The sequence below is a fragment of the Streptomyces sp. AN091965 genome (assembly GCF_022698285.1).
GTDB lineage: Bacteria > Actinomycetota > Actinomycetes > Streptomycetales > Streptomycetaceae > Streptomyces.
Genome location: NZ_JALDMY010000001.1, coordinates 4,926,299 through 4,941,918 on the forward strand (window position 1 = coordinate 4,926,299; position 15,620 = coordinate 4,941,918).

The window sequence follows — 15,620 nt, forward strand, 5'->3', positions numbered from 1 at the left end:
GAGGCCGACTCCGGCAAGACCGACTCCGGCGAGACGGACTCCGGTAAGAAGACGCACTCCGGCGACCCGAAGACGCACTCCGAGCACGACCAGCACGCCACGGCCGACGGCTCCAAGGCCGATCAGCACGCCTCGCACTCGTCGCACGCCTCGCACTCGTCGCACTGAGGGGACTGAAGAGTTGATGCGGACCACCGCTCCCCGCCCGGGGCCGGACCTCGCCGGACTCGGGCGCCTGTTGCTCGTCGCCGCGGCCCTGGTCTCCGCCGTGCTCGGCGCCGTCCTCGCCACCGCGGCGCCCGCCGACGCGCACGCCGCGCTGACCGACAGCGATCCCAAGCGGGGGGCGGTGGTCGCCAAGGCACCCGACCAGGTGTCCCTGACCTTCTCCGAGAAGGTCGCCATGTCCGACGGCTCGGTACGGGTCCTCGACCCCGCGGGCAAGCGCGCCGACACCGGCAAGACCACCGACCTCGGCTCCACCACGTACGGCGTGAAGCTGAAGCCCGGCCTGCCCGACGGCACCTTCACCGTCGCCTACCAGGTCGTCTCCGCCGACAGCCACCCCATCGCCGGAGCCTTCACCTTCTCCATCGGCGCGCCGTCCGACACCAAGGTCGCGCTGCCCGACCAGGAGGTCGGCGGCGGCCTCGTCGGCACGCTCTACGACACGGCGCGCTACCTCTCGTACGCCGGGTTCATCGTCGTCGTCGGCGGTGCCGCCTTCGTCCTCGGCTGCTGGCCGCGCGGCGCGGGCGTCCGGCCGCTCCAGCGCCTCGTCGTCTCCGGCTGGCTCACCCTGACCGGCGCCACCCTGGCCACGCTCCTGCTGCGCGCGCCCTACACCGGCTCCGGGAAGCTCGCCGACGCCTTCGACCTCGCGAAGCTGGGCGACGTCCTGCAGACCAAGACGGGCGCCGCGCTCGTCTCGCGGCTGCTGCTCCTCGCGGCCGCCGCCCTGTTCATCGCCGTCCTGTTCGGCGCGTACGACAAGCGCGAGGACCCCAAGGAAAAGCGGGACCTGGCCTTCGGCCTGGCCGTCGGCGGCGGGGTCGTCGCCATCGGCATCGCGGCGACCTGGGCGCTCGCCGAGCACGCCTCGACCGGCATCCAGGCGGGGCTCGCCATGCCCGTCGACGTGCTGCACCTGCTCGCCGTCGCCGTCTGGCTCGGCGGGGTCGTGGCGCTGCTGCTGTGTCTGTACCGGGCGCCGCTGATCGACGCGAATGCCGTACGCCGCTTCTCCGGGGTGGCCTTCGGCAGCGTCGTCGCCCTCGCCGGGACCGGGCTCTACCAGTCGTGGCGGCAGGTCGGTTCCTGGACCGCGCTCGTGGAGACCGACTACGGGCAGCTGCTCCTGATCAAGGTCGGGCTCGTCGTCGTCCTCGTCGGCATCGCCTCCGTGTCGCGCCGCTGGACCGGGCGCATCCTCGCCGAGGCGGGCGGCCTGGCACCCGAGGCGGCGGCGACGGCGGTCGTCGAACAGCGCACGTCGGCCACGACGGCCACGAACTCCACGGCCACCAAGAACTCCACGGCCAAGAGCGCGAGCACCAAGAGCGCGAGCACCAAGAAGAAGAAGCCCGTCGCCGTCGCGCACAGCTCCAAGACCGGAGTGTCGGCGACGGTGGACACGGACGCCGGGACCGGCACGTCCCTCGACAAGGCCAAGGACAAGCCCGGCGACAAGGCAGCCGACAAGCCCGCCGGTGACGACAAGCGCGCCGCCCAGCTCGCCCGGCAGCGGGCCGCCGTGGACGCCGCCCGGGAGAAGCGGGTCCGCGACGCCGACCCGCACCGCTCCGGCCTGCGCCGCTCGGTGCTCGCCGAGGTCGGTGTCGCCGTCGTCCTGCTCGCCGTCACCACGGCCCTGACCACCACCGAGCCGGGGCGCACCGAGGAAGAGGCCAAGAACGCCACCTCGTCCGCGCCCCGGAACGCCGGGCCCGTCAAGATCAAGATCCCGTTCGACACCGGCGGCCAGGACGGCAAGGGCACCGTGCGCCTCGAACTCGACCCCGGCCGCACCGGCAGCAACGACCTGCACGTGTACGCGACCCGGCCCAACGGCAGCGCCTTCGACATCCCCGAGGTGAAGATCGCCTTCACGCTCAAGGCCAAGGACGTCGGTCCCCTGCCGGTCGCCCCCGACCGCATCGCCACCGGACACTGGAGCGCGAGCGGAGTGCAGATTCCCATGGCCGGCGACTGGAAGGTCGCGGTGACCGTCCGCACCTCCGACATCGACCAGGTCACCCTCGACAAGAACGTGCAGATCGGCTGAACCCCATGGCGGACCACACCATTTCGCGACGGCGCCTGCTCGGTACGGCGGGCGCCACCGGCCTCGCACTCGGCGCGGCAGGCGGCGCGGCCGGATACGCGGCGGCGTCCTCGGGCTCGTCCGGCGGCTCGGACACGACGGGCACGCCGCTGACGTCACTCGGGGCCGACGAGGTGATGTTTCACGGGAAACATCAGCCCGGGATCACCACCCCCGTGCAGTCTTGCGGCCATCTGGTCGCCTTCGACCTCGCCCCGGACTCCGGGCGCAAGGAGGCGACGGCCCTGCTGCGCCGCTGGTCGGCGGTGGCGCAGCGGCTGATGGCGGGCAAGCCGGTGGAGGGCCGCGGCCAGGACACCGACATCGCGCGCGACGCGGGCCCTTCCTCGCTGACCGTCACCTTCGGCTTCGGCCACAGCTTCTTCGGCCGCACCGGTCTGGAGAAGCAGCGCCCGGCCGCCCTCGACCCGCTGCCGGAGTTCTCCTCCGACCGCCTCGACAAGGCCCGCGGCAACGGCGACCTGTGGGTGCAGATCGGCGCCAACGACTCCCTGGTCGCCTTCCACGCGCTGCGCGCCCTGCAGAACGAGACGGGCTCGGCGGCGCGGCTCCGCTGGCAGATGAACGGCTTCAACCGCTCGCCCGGCGCCACCGCCCGTCCCATGACGACGCGCAACCTCATGGGCCAGATCGACGGCACGAACAACCCGAAGCCGTCCGACGACGACTTCGACAAGCGCATCTTCGTGCCCGACAAGGCCGCCGACGCCGACCCCGCCTGGATGGCGGGCGGCTCGTACGCCGTCGTACGCCGCATCCGGATGCTCCTGGACGACTGGGAGGGGCTCGCGCCCAAGGCCCAGGAGGACGTCATCGGCCGCCGCAAGGCCGACGGCGCGCCGCTGACGGGCGGCACGGAGACCACCGAGATGGACCTGGAGAAGACGACCGCGGGCGGCGACCTGGTCGTCCCGCTCAACGCGCACGCCCGCATCAGCCGCCCCGACCAGAACGGGGGCGCCGCGATGCTGCGCCGCCCGTTCTCGTACCACGACGGCTTCACCGGCAAGGGCGAGCCGGACGCGGGACTGCTCTTCATCTGCTGGCAGGCCGACCCGCTGCGCGGCTTCGTCCCGGTGCAGCGGAAGCTCGACCGGGGCGACGCCCTGTCGAAGTTCATCCGGCACGAGGCGAGCGGGGTGTACGCGGTGCCGGGCGGGGCGGAAGCCGGTGGGTACGTGGGGCAGGCGTTGCTGGAGGGCTGACCCGCTCCGGGCGGTGGCGGAGGGGCCATCGGCGGCGGACGCGTACGCCCGGCCCGTCCGCCGCATTAGGGTGACGGCATGTCGGCGACGCGCTACACCTACCTCGGCCCTGAAGGCACCTTCACCGAAGCCGCCCTGCGCACCCTGCCGGAGGCCGCGACCCGCGAGCTGGTGCCGATGGTCTCGGTGCCCGCGGCCCTCGACGCCGTGCGCGCGGGCGAGGCCGCGGCGGCGCTGGTGCCGATCGAGAACTCGGTGGAGGGCGGCGTCACGACCACCGTGGACGAGCTCGCCAAGGGCGAGCCGTTGATGATCTACCGCGAGGTGGTCCTGCCGATCGCCTTCGCCCTTCTGGTGCGTCCGGGCACCGCGCTCAAGGACGTCAAGACGGTGACCGGGCACCCGGTGGCCCAGCCGCAGGTGCGCAACTGGCTGGCCGCCCATCTGCCGGACGCGGTGTGGGAGTCGGCGGCGTCGAACGCGGACGGCGCCCGTCTCGTGCAGGAGGGCCGGTTCGACGCGGCGTTCGCGGGCGAGTTCGCCGCGGCGACGTACGGGCTCGAACCGCTGGTCACCGAGATCCACGACGCGGCGAACGCGGAGACGCGGTTCGTCCTCGTGGGCCGCCCCGCCCGGCCCGCGGCGCCGACGGGCGCGGACAAGACCTCGCTGGTGATCTGGCTCGGCGACGACCACCCCGGTGCGCTGCTCGAACTGCTCCAGGAGTTCGCGGTGCGCGGCGTCAACCTGATGCGCATCGAGTCCCGCCCGACCGGTCGCGGCATCGGCGACTACTGCTTCTCCGTGGACGCCGAGGGCCACATCACGGACCGCCGCGTCGGCGAGGCCCTGATGGGCCTGAAGAGGATCTGCCCGAAGGTGCGCTTCCTCGGCTCGTATCCGCGTGCGGGAGTGGCACCGGAGAACGTACGGCCGCTGCGGCCCGGGACGTCCGACGAGGACTTCACGTCGGCGTCGGACTGGCTCGCACGCAGCCAGGACGGCCGATTCTGAGCGTTTAACGCCCCGCCGCCGGGTCTTCCCGGTGCTTTCGCCTGCCTGCACACAGCTCCGGATCGGTAGTCCTACCTGCAGATTTATGTTGTCCACAGAAGTTATCCACAGGTCCCCTTCTCGACCTGGGGACAAGTCGACAAGGCAGTGCGACATCGTCGACAAAACGGCACTCAGCGCCCAAGTCCGCCCACAGCCACTCCCGTCACTCGTTCGTCCACCTTTTTCCATGTGGTGACACTTTGGAGTTAACCAATTCCACCCGAAAGTTGGCGCTGAGCAGGTTTGGAAAGGGAATCCTTCACCGTGGAGGACCATGGGAAGGGCCCCGATCAGGCATCCACAGATCTTTCGCACAGCCTGTGGATAACTTTCCGGACCCTCCGATTCCTGTGGACAACCAGCCCTCCAAGTCCCGTTTCCCACAAGGGAATCCAGTCAAGACGGCGAGGCCCATCTGCCCCGATTCGGGGAATGACGCCCGTTTTATTGACCCGGCCCGACCATGCGCCGGGGCCGCGACGAGCGCCCGGCGAGCACGCGTCCCCACCCGTGAAAGCGCGGGAGACGGGCGAGGCGATGGGCGAGAAATTCACATTCCGGCATTTCGGTCATATCGGAGGGCAGGGGAAAATCGAGTCGTGGGCCGGAAGCGCACGAAGGTAGCCTGGGGGGGTGATTGACCTTCGCCTGCTCCGTGAGGACCCCGACCGTGTTCGCGCTTCGCAGCGCGCCCGTGGAGAGGACGTCGGCCTCGTCGACTCCCTCCTCTCCGCCGACGAGCGGCGCAGGTCGTCAGGGGTCCGTTTCGACGAGCTCCGTTCCGAGCAGAAGGCGCTCGGCAAGCTCATCCCCAAGGCCTCCGGCGACGAGAAGGCCGAGCTCCTGAAGAAGGCGGGCGAGCTGGCCGCCGCGGTCAAGGCCGCGAACGCCGAGCAGGACGAGGCCGACGACGAGACCAAGCGCCTGCTCCTCCGCCTCGGCAACCTCGTGCACCCGGACGTCCCGGTCGGCGGCGAGGAGGACTTCGTCGTCCTGGAGACGCACGGCACGGTCCGCGACTTCGCCGCCGAGGGCTTCGAGCCGAAGGACCACCTGGAGCTCGGCCAGGCGCTCGGCGCCATCGACGTCGAGCGCGCCGCCAAGGTCTCCGGCTCGCGCTTCTACTACCTGACGGGTGTCGGCGCGCTCCTGGAGCTCGCGCTGGTCAACGCGGCCATCGCGCAGGCCACCGAGGCCGGGTTCATCCCGATGCTGACCCCCGCGCTCGTCCGCCCGCACGCCATGGAGGGCACGGGCTTCCTCGGCCAGGCCGCGGAGAACGTGTACCACCTGGAGAAGGACGACTTCTACCTGGTCGGCACCTCCGAGGTCCCGCTCGCGGCGTACCACATGGACGAGATCATCGAGGCCGACAAGCTCCCCCTGCGGTACGCGGGCTTCTCGCCCTGCTTCCGCCGCGAGGCGGGCACGTACGGCAAGGACACCCGCGGCATCTTCCGGGTGCACCAGTTCGACAAGGTCGAGATGTTCTCGTACGTCGCCCCCGAGGACGCCGCGGCCGAGCACCAGCGGCTCCTCGACTGGGAGAAGCAGTGGCTGAACAGCCTCGAACTGCCCTTCCAGGTGATCGACGTCGCCACGGGCGACCTGGGCGCGTCCGCCTCCCGCAAGTTCGACTGCGAGGCCTGGATCCCCACCCAGGGCAAGTACCGCGAGCTGACCTCCGCCTCGAACTGCGACAGCTTCCAGGCCCGCCGACTCTCCGTGCGCATGCGCGAGGACAAGGACGGCAAGAAGACCGTCCAGCCGCTCGCCACCCTGAACGGCACACTGTGCGCCGTGCCGCGCACCATCGTGGCGCTCCTGGAGAACCACCAGCTCGCGGACGGCTCCGTGCGCGTCCCCGAGGTGCTCCGTCCGTACCTGGGCGGCCGCGAGATCCTGGAGCCCCTCGCCAAGTGAGCTCCGACGGCCCCGCCTTTCCGTACAAGCTCGTCGCCACCGACCTCGACGGAACGCTCCTGCGTCCCGACGACTCGGTGTCGGCGCGCACCCGTGACGCGCTCACCGCGGCCACCGCGGCGGGCGCGGCCCACATCATCGTCACCGGCCGCTCGGTGCCGTGGACGCGGCACGTCCTTGAGGACCTCGGCTACGAGGGCATCGCCGTGTGCGGCCAGGGCGCGCAGGTCTACCACGCGGGCGAGCGGCGCCTGCTCACCTCGGTCACGCTGGACCGGCAGCTGGCGGGCCTGGCCCTGGCGAAGATAGAGGCGGAGATCGGCCCGCTGGCGCTCGCCGCGAGCCGTGACGGCATCGACGGCGAGGTCCTCGTCGGCCCCGGGTACCTGGTCCAGGACGGCCCGCTCCCCGCGGTCCCGCTCGCCGACCCGGCCGACCTGTGGTCGGCTCCGCTGAACAAGCTGTACGTCCAGCACCCGGGCCTCGACGACGACGCGCTCACGGCCGTGGCGCGGGAGGTCGCGGGGGACCTCGTGGGCGTCACGATGGCCGGCGAGGGCATCGTGGAGATACTGCCGCTGGGTCTGACCAAGGCGACGGGCCTGTCCCTGGCCGCCCGTCGGCTCGGCGCGAAGGCCGTGGACACGATCGCGTTCGGCGACATGCCCAATGACATCCCCATGTTCGCCTGGTCCGCCCACGGCGTGGCCATGGCCAACGCGCATGAGGAGCTGAAGGCAGTGGCGGACGAGGTGACGACGTCGAACGAGGCCGACGGCATCGCGGTCGTCCTGGAACGGCTGCTGGCTTAGGCGGGGCACGGCTCAGGCGCGACGCCGGGCTCAGGCGCGACGCCGGGCTCAGGCGCGACGCCGGGCTCAGGCGCGACGCCGGGCTCAGGCGGGGCGCGGCCCGGGCGTGACGCCGGGCTCCGGTGCGGCTCGGACAGGGCGCCGGGTCGGCCCGGCCCATCATCCGCCGGGCTCCGGCCGCACACCCCCTCCGGGAGGGGCGGCCCGCGCAGTGCGCGCGCTCGAAGCGGCCGCCCCCGGGCGGTCTCCCCCGTGACGGGGCTGCACGGAGTGGGTGAGGACTCCGGAGCCTGCCGCGGACCGCCCTGCCGGAAGCGCGACGCCCCTTGCGGACCGTCGGCTTCACTCCCGGTAGGAGAACGCCGGATTGGTGGCTTCCGGCGCGTGGTGACACAACTACTGTGCCGGGCCGCGTGGTTGCCCGCCACCGAATTTCTCGCGGGCCGATCCGGGCACGCTCCCGGGCTCAGCCCTCGCGCCGCTTGCGCCTGCGCTTGCGGGCCCGGCTGAAGAACCACCCGGCGGGCGGCTCGTCGGACCGCCACGGCTGCGGCTCGGGGGCCTGCTGCCGCCAGCGGGCGGTGAGCATCCGGGCCCGCGCGGAGGGCTCGGCGGTCTCGGCGGACCGTATGAAGTCGTCGTCGAGGACCACCTCGTCCCAGGCGTCGCTCCCGGGACCGTCGCCCCGTCCCTCGTCCGATGCCATCGCGGCACCTCCTAGGCACTCCTGCGCATCCCCCTCCCACCAGTGTCCCGGCAGGAGGGTGAAGGCGCCGTCAAGGCGGCTCGCCGGGACTACTCGTCCCCGGCGACGGTCAGGGTCCGCAGCTTCTGGCCCGCGTACCAGGTGGCCCCGGCCGTGACCACGACCAGCAGGATCACGGCGGCGGGCAGGCCCACGTCGGAGGTCACGAGCTGGCCCCCGTCGGCGGCCTTGTGGGCCACGGCGAGCGACCACTGCTGGACGCTCAGCGTGCGGGCCCCGGAGACCAGGGAGCCGAAGAGGGCCTCCCAGACGAGCGCGTACACGAGCCCGAAGACCACGGCGTGCCGGGTGACCGTGCCGAGCAGCAGGAAGATCGCCGCGTACGCGATGGAGGAGACCAGGGCGGCGATGGTGTAGGCGACGGCGACCTGCTGGCTGTTGCCGTTGAGGATCAGGCCCGCGATGAGCGTCGGGACCGCAGAGAACGCCATGGTGACGGCGACGGCCACGGTGAGCTTGGTGACGATGATCGTGGGGCGTTTGACCGGCTTGGACAGCAGGTACATCACGGAGCCGTCGTCGATCTCGGGCCCGATGGCGCCGGTGCCCGCGATGACGCCGATGATCGGCACCATGGTGGCGAGCGCGAAGCCGCCGAGCAGGTCGGAGGCCACTTGGTCGTCGGCGCCGCTGAAGCCGCGCACCGCGGCCGCGATCACGATGAGCAGCAGCGGCAGGGCGAAGAGGATCAGTGCCCGGCGTCGGCCGAGCAGGGCCCGGTAGGTGAGCCGGGCGACAGTGGGGTCGTACACGATGGCTCCCTTTCAGGCCGCGACGAGGTAGGAGAAGACCGACTCTAGGGACTCGTCCGAGGGCGAGACCGTGAGCAGCCGGATGTCGTGTTCGCGCGCGACACGCGGCAACAGGCTGGTGAACCGGCCGAAGTCGACGGCCTGGATGCGCAGCGCGCCCTCCTTGAGGTCGACCTCGATGCCCGCGGTGGACGGGTCGGCGATCAGCGCGGCCGCGAGCGCACGGTCGTCGCTGGAGCGCACCAGGTAGCGGTGCGGCCGGTCCGTCATCAGACGGCGGATCTTCCGGAAGTCGCCGCTCGCGGCGTGCCGCCCCGCGACGATCACCTCGATGTGCGAGGCGAGCTGTTCGACCTCTTCGAGGATGTGGGAGGAGAACAGGACGGTGCGGCCCTCGTCGCCCATCCGCCGCAGCAGGTCCATGAGCTGCATGCGCTGGCGCGGGTCCATGCCGTTGAAGGGTTCGTCGAGCAGCAGCGCGGACGGTTCGTGGACGAGCGCGGAGGCCATCTTCACGCGCTGCCGCATGCCCTTGGAGTACGTGGAGATCTTGCGGTCCTGCGCGTACTCCATCTCGACTGTGGCGAGGGCCCGTTGGGCCGCCTTCTTGCCCAGGCCGTGCAACTCGGCGTTGGCGACGACGAATTCGAGGCCGGTGAGGAAGTCGTACATGCCCTCGCGCTCGGGCACGATGCCGAGGTGCTTGTAGATCTCCTCGTTGCGCCAGGTGGGCTTTCCGTCGAGGGTGACGGAGCCGGTGGAGGGGGCGAGGAAGCCGCCCATCATGCTGATGAGGGTGGACTTCCCGGCGCCGTTGGGACCGAGCAGGCCGGTGACTCCGGGGCTGATGGTCATCGTGACGTCGTTGACGGCCACCACGTTGCCGAACCAGCGTGAGACGTGGTCGATGCTGATCGTGGTCATAGTCCGGCCTTCCGGTAGCGGCGCATGAGAGCGGCGTAGCTGCCCGCTACGAGGGCGAGAACGAGGAGGAGGTAGACGACGCCCACTCCCGCCGAGGGGCCTTCGTTCCCGGGGAACGAGGAGGTCGCGCCGAGGAAGGCGGTCTGCACTCCGTCGATGAGAGTGATCGGCGAGAACAGGCCGAGCCACTCGATGGCCGTGCCGTTGCCGCCCTGTTCGTGCGCGATGGCCTGGACGGTGGACACCGCTCCGTAGGAGATGGTGAGCACGGCGATGACGGCGGCGATGCCGAAGCCGCGGCGGGGCGTCACGGCGGAGATGACGAGCGCGATCCCGGAGAAGAGCAACGACAGCAGGGCGACGGAGACGAGCCCCTGGGCGAACCCCTTCGTCTGCTCCGCGAAGTCCAGCTTCGCCAACAGGGCGCCTACGTAGAGCACGATCAGCGGCGTCGCGGTGAGGACGAACAGGGCCGACGCCATGGCCGCGAACTTCGCGCGTACGTAGTCGACGCGTTCGATGGGGCGGGAGAAGTACAGCGGCACGGTCTTGAACCGCAGGTCCCTGGAGACGGTCTGCGGGGCCTGCGCCGCCAAGTAGAGGCCGATGACGGCCTGGAGGAGCACCGCGTAGCGCGTGTAGTCCACGGGCAGTTCGTCGGCCTTGGTGGCGACGGCGACCGCGACCATGATCAGTGCGGGGGCGCACATGACCCCGAAAAGGATCATCGGGAGCACCTTGGACTTGGCCGAGCGGCCGAGGCCGTAGGCGCCGCGCAGGCTCTGCGAGTACAGCGAGCGGGTGGCGTAGGCCCGGCCGAGGCGGGGGCCGTCGTAGGTGCGGTATCCGATGTTGTGGATCTGGGTGGAGTCGGCGTCGCGCGCCCGTGTCGACTCGGCGGTCATCGCTTGCCGCCTCCCGTCTGCTCGGCGGCGGCCGCGGTCGCCGCCCAGGCGGCCGCGCGCTCGGAGACCTGCTCCGGCTGCGGCTCGTCCTGGGAGCGGAAGACCTCCGCGATGTGGTGCCTGCGCTGTTCCATGCGGACGAGGCCGAGGCCGAGGTCGGCGACGGTGTCCCGGACGAGGTCGTACGTCGCCTCGTCCGTGGCGTCGAGCAGGAAGATGTGGCCCGCGCCGGGCAGCCCGCCCCCGTCGTCGTGGGTGGTCACGCCGTGGGCGTGCAGGGCCGCGCGCAGCGCGCCGGTGCCGTCGGGGTGCTCGTCGCTGTCGGTGACCTCGATGGCGAGGGTCGCGGTGCTCTGCGTGAAGTCCGTGGTGGAGCTGGAGCGCAGGAGCTTGCCGCCGTCGATGACGACGACGTGGTCGCAGGTGCGCTCCAGCTCGCCGAGGAGGTGTGACGTGACCAGGACGGAGATGCCGAAGTCGGTGTGCACGCGCCGGATCAGGTCCAGCATCTCGTCGCGGCCGACGGGGTCGAGGCCGTTGGTCGGCTCGTCGAGGAAGACCAGCTGGGGATCGTGCACGAGCGCCTGGGCGAGCTTCACGCGCTGCTTCATGCCGGTCGAGTAGCCGCCGATGGGGCGGTAGCGCTCCTCGTAGAGCCCTACGTGGCGCAGGGTGTCGGCGGTGCGCTCGCGGGCCGCGGCGGGCGGCAGGCCGGACATGCGCGCCATGTGGACGACGAACTCGGTGGCCGAGACGTCGGGCGGCAGGCAGTCGTGCTCGGGCATGTAGCCGACGCGCTCGCGGATCTCGCCGCCGCTGGTGGCGACGTCGAGGCCGAGCACGGACGCGGTGCCCTCGGTGGCGGGGGACAGACCCAGCAGGATCTTGATCATCGTTGACTTGCCGGCGCCGTTGGCTCCGACGAGTCCGGTCACACCGGGTCCGATGTCCAAGGTCAGCCGGTCGAGCGCGGTCACCTTCGGGAACCGCTTGCTCAGGCTTTCGGTCGCGATCACAGTCACGTGTTCGACGGTAGTGGCGCGGACCACACCGGGGCGTCACTCCACAGGCTGTCTCCGCCCTCACTCTCGAGTATTACGGGCCCGTAGGGGTCGTCCGGAAGTCGAACCCTTGGGGGTTCCCCCGGAGGCCCCCTCAGGGTTCTTCCGGACCTGTCCCGAAGGCTCACGCAGACCTATTGACGCAGCCGCCAAGCATTGTCACATTCATCAGTGTCAAGTTACGAGCGCGTACGGGAACGGCACGGTGACGCGGCGCGTCGGGATGCCGTCCCGGCGGGCGTGGACCGGACACGGGACGGACGGTGGCATGACCTCAGCAGTGAAGGGTGAACTCTCCGCGGAGCTGCGGGGGTTCCGCCGCGTGCAGACCCTCGCGTACGAATGCGCGGAAGCGGTCGCCGCCCAGCTCAAGCCGGGGGTGACGGAGCGCGAGGCGGCGCGGATGCAGCGGGTGTGGCTGCGCGAGCGAGGCGTGCGGGACTGGTTCCACCTGCCCTTCGCCTGGTTCGGCGACCGCACGGCGTTCGTGAACTTCCGGGTGCCGCTGCAGTTCTTCCCCACCCACCGCAGGCTGGAGCCGGGGATGCCGTTCATCCTCGACATGGCCCCGGTGTTCGAGGGCTATACGGCCGACATCGGTTATTCCGGCTGCCTCGGGCTCAATCCGGTGCACGACCGGCTCCTCGCCGACCTGCGGGCGCACCGGGAGCTGATCCTGCGCGAGGTGCGCGAGCGCCGCCCGCTGCGCGAGATCTACGAACACGTGGACCGGCTCATGGTCCGCCAGGGCTATGCCAACCGCCATCGCGCCTATCCCTTCGGCGTCATCGCGCACAAGGTCGACCGGGTCAAGGAGCGCCGCTTCTCGCCGCACGTGTTCGGCTTCGGCACTCAGTCCCTGAAGGGCCTCGCGAGCGACGCGCTGCACGGCCACCGGGACGGCTGGTCGCCCCTGTGGTCGCCGTACAAGTTCTCCGACCACCCGCCGCAGCCGGGCCTGTGGGCGGTCGAGCCGCACCTCGGATTCCGGGGCACGGGGGCGAAGTTCGAGGAGATCCTGGTCGTCACCGACTCCAAGGACCCCGAGGAGAGCGCGTTCTGGCTGGACGACGATCTGCCGCACGTGCGGCGCTGGTCCGTGGAAGACGCTGAGAGGGCTGCCGTATGACGACCGTGGATCTGAAGGGCGCGCGCGAGCGCTGGGTGCGCACCGGCGGAGTGGAGCTGTGCGTAGCCGAGCTGGGCGAGACCGGGCGGCCCACGGTGCTGCTCGTGCACGGCTATCCGGACTCCAAGGAAGTGTGGTCCGAGGTCGCCACGCGCCTGGCCGAGCGCTTCCACGTGGTGCTGTACGACGTGCGCGGCCACGGCAGGTCGACGGCCCCCAAGCCGCTGCGCGGCGGCTTCACGCTGGAGAAGCTGACGGACGACTTCCTCGCGGTCGCCGACGCGGTCAGCCCGGACGAGCCGGTGCACCTGGTGGGCCACGACTGGGGCTCGGTGCAGGCCTGGGAGTTCGTGACGGTCCAGCGCACCCAGGGGCGGATCGCGTCCTTCACGTCGATGTCCGGCCCGTCCCTCGACCACTTCGGGCACTGGATCAAGAAGCGCCTGTCCCGGCCCACCCCGCGCCGGGCAGCCCAGCTCGTCAACCAGGGCGCCAAGTCCTGGTACGTGTACATGCTGCACACCCCGGTGCTCCCCGAGCTGGCCTGGCGCGGCCCGCTCGGCCGACGCTGGCCGAAGATCCTCCAGCGCGTGGAGAAGGTGCCCGCGGACGGCTACCCCACGCCGTCCCTGACGACGGACGCGGCGCACGGCGCCTGGCTCTACCGCGACAACGTCCGCGCCCGACTGCGCCGCCCCCGCCCGGACGCGTACGCGCACGCGCCGGTGCAGCTCATCACGCCGACCGGCGACGCCTTCCTGTCCCAGCGGCTGTACGACGACCTGGACCAGTGGGCCCCGGAGCTGACCCGGCGCACGCTGCCCGCCAAGCACTGGGTGCCGCGCACCCGCCCGGACCAACTGGCCTCCTGGATCACCGAGTTCGTCACCACCCACGAGGACGGCGTGCCGCCGGTGACGAGCGCGGCCGGGGCCCCGGGCAAGTACGCCGAGAGGTTCTCCGGCCAGCTGGTGCTCGTCACGGGCGCGGGCAGCGGCATCGGGAGGGCCACGGCCTTCGCGTTCGCCGAGGCGGGCGCGCGCGTGGTGGCCGTCGACCGGGACGCGGAGAGCGCGGCCCGCACCGCCGAGCTGTCCCGGCTCGTCGGTGCCCCCGCGGCCTGGGCCGAGACGGTCGACGTGAGCGACGAGCAGGCGATGGAGAAGCTCGCCGAGAAGGTCGCCACGGAGTACGGCGTGGTGGACGTCCTGGTGAACAACGCGGGCGTCGGCCTGTCCGGCTCCTTCCTCGACACCAGCGCCGAGGACTGGAAGAAGGTCCTGGACGTCAATCTGTGGGGCGTCATCCACGGCTGCCGCCTCTTCGGCAAGCAGATGGCCGAGCGCGGCCAGGGCGGCCACATCGTGAACACCGCGTCGGCGGCGGCCTATCAGCCCTCGCGCGCGCTGCCCGCGTACAGCACGTCGAAGGCGGCCGTCCTGATGCTCAGCGAGTGTCTGCGCGCCGAGCTCGCGGGCCGGGGCATCGGCGTCTCCGCCATCTGCCCGGGCTTCGTGAACACGAACATCACAGCGACGGCCCGCTTCGCCGGGGTCTCCGCCAGTGAGGAGGCCCGCCGCCAGAAGAGGTCCGCCCGGCTCTACGGCCTGCGCAACTACCCGCCGGAGAAGGTCGCCGACGCCGTGCTGCGTGCCGTGGCCCGCAATCAGGCCGTGGTGCCGGTCACCCCGGAGGCACGCGGCGCCCACCTCATGTCCCGGTTCTCGCCCAGGGCCCTGCGCGCGCTGGCCCGATTGGAGCCACCGCTGTGAGCAGGGAGCACGGCACCCCACCGCCCTCCGAGGAGCACTACACGATCGTTCCGCGCCGGGTCGCGTTCGACTGGGACGCCACCCCGCTGCACTGGATCCCGGACGAGCCCACGGCCACCCATGTCATCAACGTCCTGCATCTGCTGCTCCCGGCGGGCGAGCGCTGGTTCGTGAAGGTCTTCAAGGAGGGCCTGCCGCTGATCACCGATCCGGTGCTGCGCGCGGACGTCAAGGGGTTCATGGGGCAGGAGGCCACGCACAGCGTGCAGCACGCGTACGTGCTCGATCACCTGGCCGCGCAGCGCCTGGACACCACCGGGTTCACGAAGTACGTGGACTTCCTGTTCGAGAAGCTCCTCGGCGAGCGGCCGCCGTTGGGCGCGCCCGTGGCCACGCAGGAGTGGCTGCGCTTCCGGCTCGCGATCGTCGCGGCCATCGAGCAGTTCACGGCCGTGCTCGGCGACTGGGTGCTGCACGCGGAGGGGCTCGACCGGGCCCGGGCGGACGAGGTGATGCTGGACCTGCTGCGCTGGCACGGCGCGGAGGAGGTCGAGCACCGCGCGGTCGCCTTCGACATGTACCAGCACTGCGGCGGCACCGGCGCTCCCCGGTACGTCCGCCGGGCGGCGGGCATGGCGGTCACGGCCCCCGTGATGCTGTACCTGTGGCTCTGGGGCGCCGCGTATCTCGTCCGCCACGATCCGCGGCTCGCGGGGCGGCTGCGGTATTCGCTGCTCGCGCACCACAGGGCGGTCAAGAAGGGCCTGCTGCCGCCCTGGCGGCGGATAGGCGCGGCCGTGCCCCGCTATCTGCGGCGGTCGTACCATCCGTCGCAGGAGGGGTCGCTGCGCAGGGCCGTCGAGTATCTGGCGTGGTCGCCCGCCGCGCGAGCCGCGGTGGCGGCGGCCGGGCGCGCGGCCATCGCGTAGCGCCGAGCACGACCGGGTGCCACCGGGAAAGGACGGGGGAGC

13 protein-coding genes are annotated in these 15,620 nt (G+C 71.5%); 8 read left to right on the forward strand and 5 right to left on the reverse strand.

All coding sequences use genetic code 11. From position 1 onward, the window contains the following. The first annotated feature begins 184 nt into the window (after nt 1-184). The 5 genes from MQV74_RS20805 to MQV74_RS20825 all read left to right on the forward strand — a co-directional run bounded on the left by MQV74_RS20805 (nt 185) and on the right by MQV74_RS20825 (nt 7,340). Nucleotides 185-2,284: a copper resistance CopC/CopD family protein gene (locus MQV74_RS20805; protein WP_242719814.1), complete on the forward strand. Its 2,100-nt coding sequence runs from the start codon at nt 185-187 to the stop codon at nt 2,282-2,284. Between the two features lie 5 nt (nt 2,285-2,289). Further along, nucleotides 2,290-3,549: an iron uptake transporter deferrochelatase/peroxidase subunit gene (gene efeB / locus MQV74_RS20810; RefSeq protein ID WP_242719816.1), complete on the forward strand. Its 1,260-nt coding sequence runs from the start codon at nt 2,290-2,292 to the stop codon at nt 3,547-3,549. A 78-nt stretch (nt 3,550-3,627) separates the two neighbouring features. Next, the gene (pheA, locus tag MQV74_RS20815) at nt 3,628-4,563 is read left to right on the forward strand and encodes a prephenate dehydratase (RefSeq protein ID WP_138960639.1); all 936 of its coding nucleotides are present in this window, start codon (nt 3,628-3,630) and stop codon (nt 4,561-4,563) included. A 675-nt stretch (nt 4,564-5,238) separates the two neighbouring features. Then, nucleotides 5,239-6,528, forward strand: coding sequence for a serine--tRNA ligase (gene serS, locus MQV74_RS20820; RefSeq protein ID WP_242719818.1), 1,290 nt, complete (start codon nt 5,239-5,241; stop codon nt 6,526-6,528). Then, nucleotides 6,525-7,340 (forward strand): HAD family hydrolase, encoded by an 816-nt coding sequence (locus MQV74_RS20825; protein ID WP_242719820.1) that lies wholly within the window; start codon nt 6,525-6,527, stop codon nt 7,338-7,340. The genes serS and MQV74_RS20825 overlap by 4 nt, the downstream gene beginning before the upstream one ends. Before the next feature lie 466 nt (nt 7,341-7,806). Here the strand turns inward: MQV74_RS20825 and MQV74_RS20830 are convergent, their stop codons facing one another. The 5 genes from MQV74_RS20830 to MQV74_RS20850 form a co-directional block, all read right to left on the reverse strand. Beyond that, nucleotides 7,807-8,046 (reverse strand): SGM_3592 family protein, encoded by a 240-nt coding sequence (locus MQV74_RS20830; RefSeq protein ID WP_138960642.1) that lies wholly within the window; start codon nt 8,044-8,046, stop codon nt 7,807-7,809. 89 nt (nt 8,047-8,135) lie between these two features. Continuing rightward, nucleotides 8,136-8,858, reverse strand: coding sequence for an ABC transporter permease (locus MQV74_RS20835; RefSeq protein ID WP_242719822.1), 723 nt, complete (start codon nt 8,856-8,858; stop codon nt 8,136-8,138). Between the two features lie 12 nt (nt 8,859-8,870). Then, nucleotides 8,871-9,782, reverse strand: a complete 912-nt coding sequence (locus MQV74_RS20840) for an ABC transporter ATP-binding protein (RefSeq protein WP_242719824.1) — start codon at nt 9,780-9,782, stop codon at nt 8,871-8,873. After that, a complete protein-coding gene (locus tag MQV74_RS20845; RefSeq protein WP_242719826.1) occupies nt 9,779-10,687 on the reverse strand; it encodes an ABC transporter permease in 909 nt (302 codons plus the stop codon). Before MQV74_RS20845 ends, MQV74_RS20840 begins: the two co-directional genes overlap by 4 nt. Continuing rightward, entirely contained in the window at nt 10,684-11,703 is a 1,020-nt protein-coding gene (locus MQV74_RS20850) for an ABC transporter ATP-binding protein (protein ID WP_242728940.1), read from the reverse strand. Before MQV74_RS20850 ends, MQV74_RS20845 begins: the two co-directional genes overlap by 4 nt. A 313-nt stretch (nt 11,704-12,016) precedes the next feature. Here MQV74_RS20850 and MQV74_RS20855 point away from each other — a divergent pair, with 313 nt between their 5' ends. From MQV74_RS20855 to MQV74_RS20865, 3 genes are read left to right on the forward strand one after another with little or no spacing between them, the layout of a single operon-like run. Beyond that, nucleotides 12,017-12,877 (forward strand): M24 family metallopeptidase, encoded by an 861-nt coding sequence (locus tag MQV74_RS20855; RefSeq protein WP_242719828.1) that lies wholly within the window; start codon nt 12,017-12,019, stop codon nt 12,875-12,877. Then, nucleotides 12,874-14,649 (forward strand): SDR family oxidoreductase, encoded by a 1,776-nt coding sequence (locus tag MQV74_RS20860; RefSeq protein WP_242719830.1) that lies wholly within the window; start codon nt 12,874-12,876, stop codon nt 14,647-14,649. The genes MQV74_RS20855 and MQV74_RS20860 overlap by 4 nt, the downstream gene beginning before the upstream one ends. Then, complete coding sequence (locus MQV74_RS20865; RefSeq protein WP_242719832.1) at nt 14,646-15,578, forward strand: metal-dependent hydrolase; 933 nt, start codon at nt 14,646-14,648, stop codon at nt 15,576-15,578. The genes MQV74_RS20860 and MQV74_RS20865 overlap by 4 nt, the downstream gene beginning before the upstream one ends. Nucleotides 15,579-15,620 lie beyond the last annotated feature (42 nt).

Excerpts from the sequence above, each read along its gene's own strand:
- MQV74_RS20860 (WP_242719830.1), top strand. The coding sequence starts at position 12,874 with ATGACGACCGTGGATCTGAAGGGCGCGCGCGAGCGCTGGGTGCGCACC.
- MQV74_RS20805 (WP_242719814.1), top strand. The coding sequence starts at position 185 with ATGCGGACCACCGCTCCCCGCCCGGGGCCGGACCTCGCCGGACTCGGG.
- MQV74_RS20845 (WP_242719826.1), bottom strand. The coding sequence starts at position 10,687 with ATGACCGCCGAGTCGACACGGGCGCGCGACGCCGACTCCACCCAGATC.
- MQV74_RS20840 (WP_242719824.1), bottom strand. The coding sequence starts at position 9,782 with ATGACCACGATCAGCATCGACCACGTCTCACGCTGGTTCGGCAACGTG.
- pheA (WP_138960639.1), top strand. The coding sequence starts at position 3,628 with ATGTCGGCGACGCGCTACACCTACCTCGGCCCTGAAGGCACCTTCACC.
- MQV74_RS20830 (WP_138960642.1), bottom strand. The coding sequence starts at position 8,046 with ATGGCATCGGACGAGGGACGGGGCGACGGTCCCGGGAGCGACGCCTGG.
- efeB (WP_242719816.1), top strand. The coding sequence starts at position 2,290 with ATGGCGGACCACACCATTTCGCGACGGCGCCTGCTCGGTACGGCGGGC.
- MQV74_RS20855 (WP_242719828.1), top strand. The coding sequence starts at position 12,017 with ATGACCTCAGCAGTGAAGGGTGAACTCTCCGCGGAGCTGCGGGGGTTC.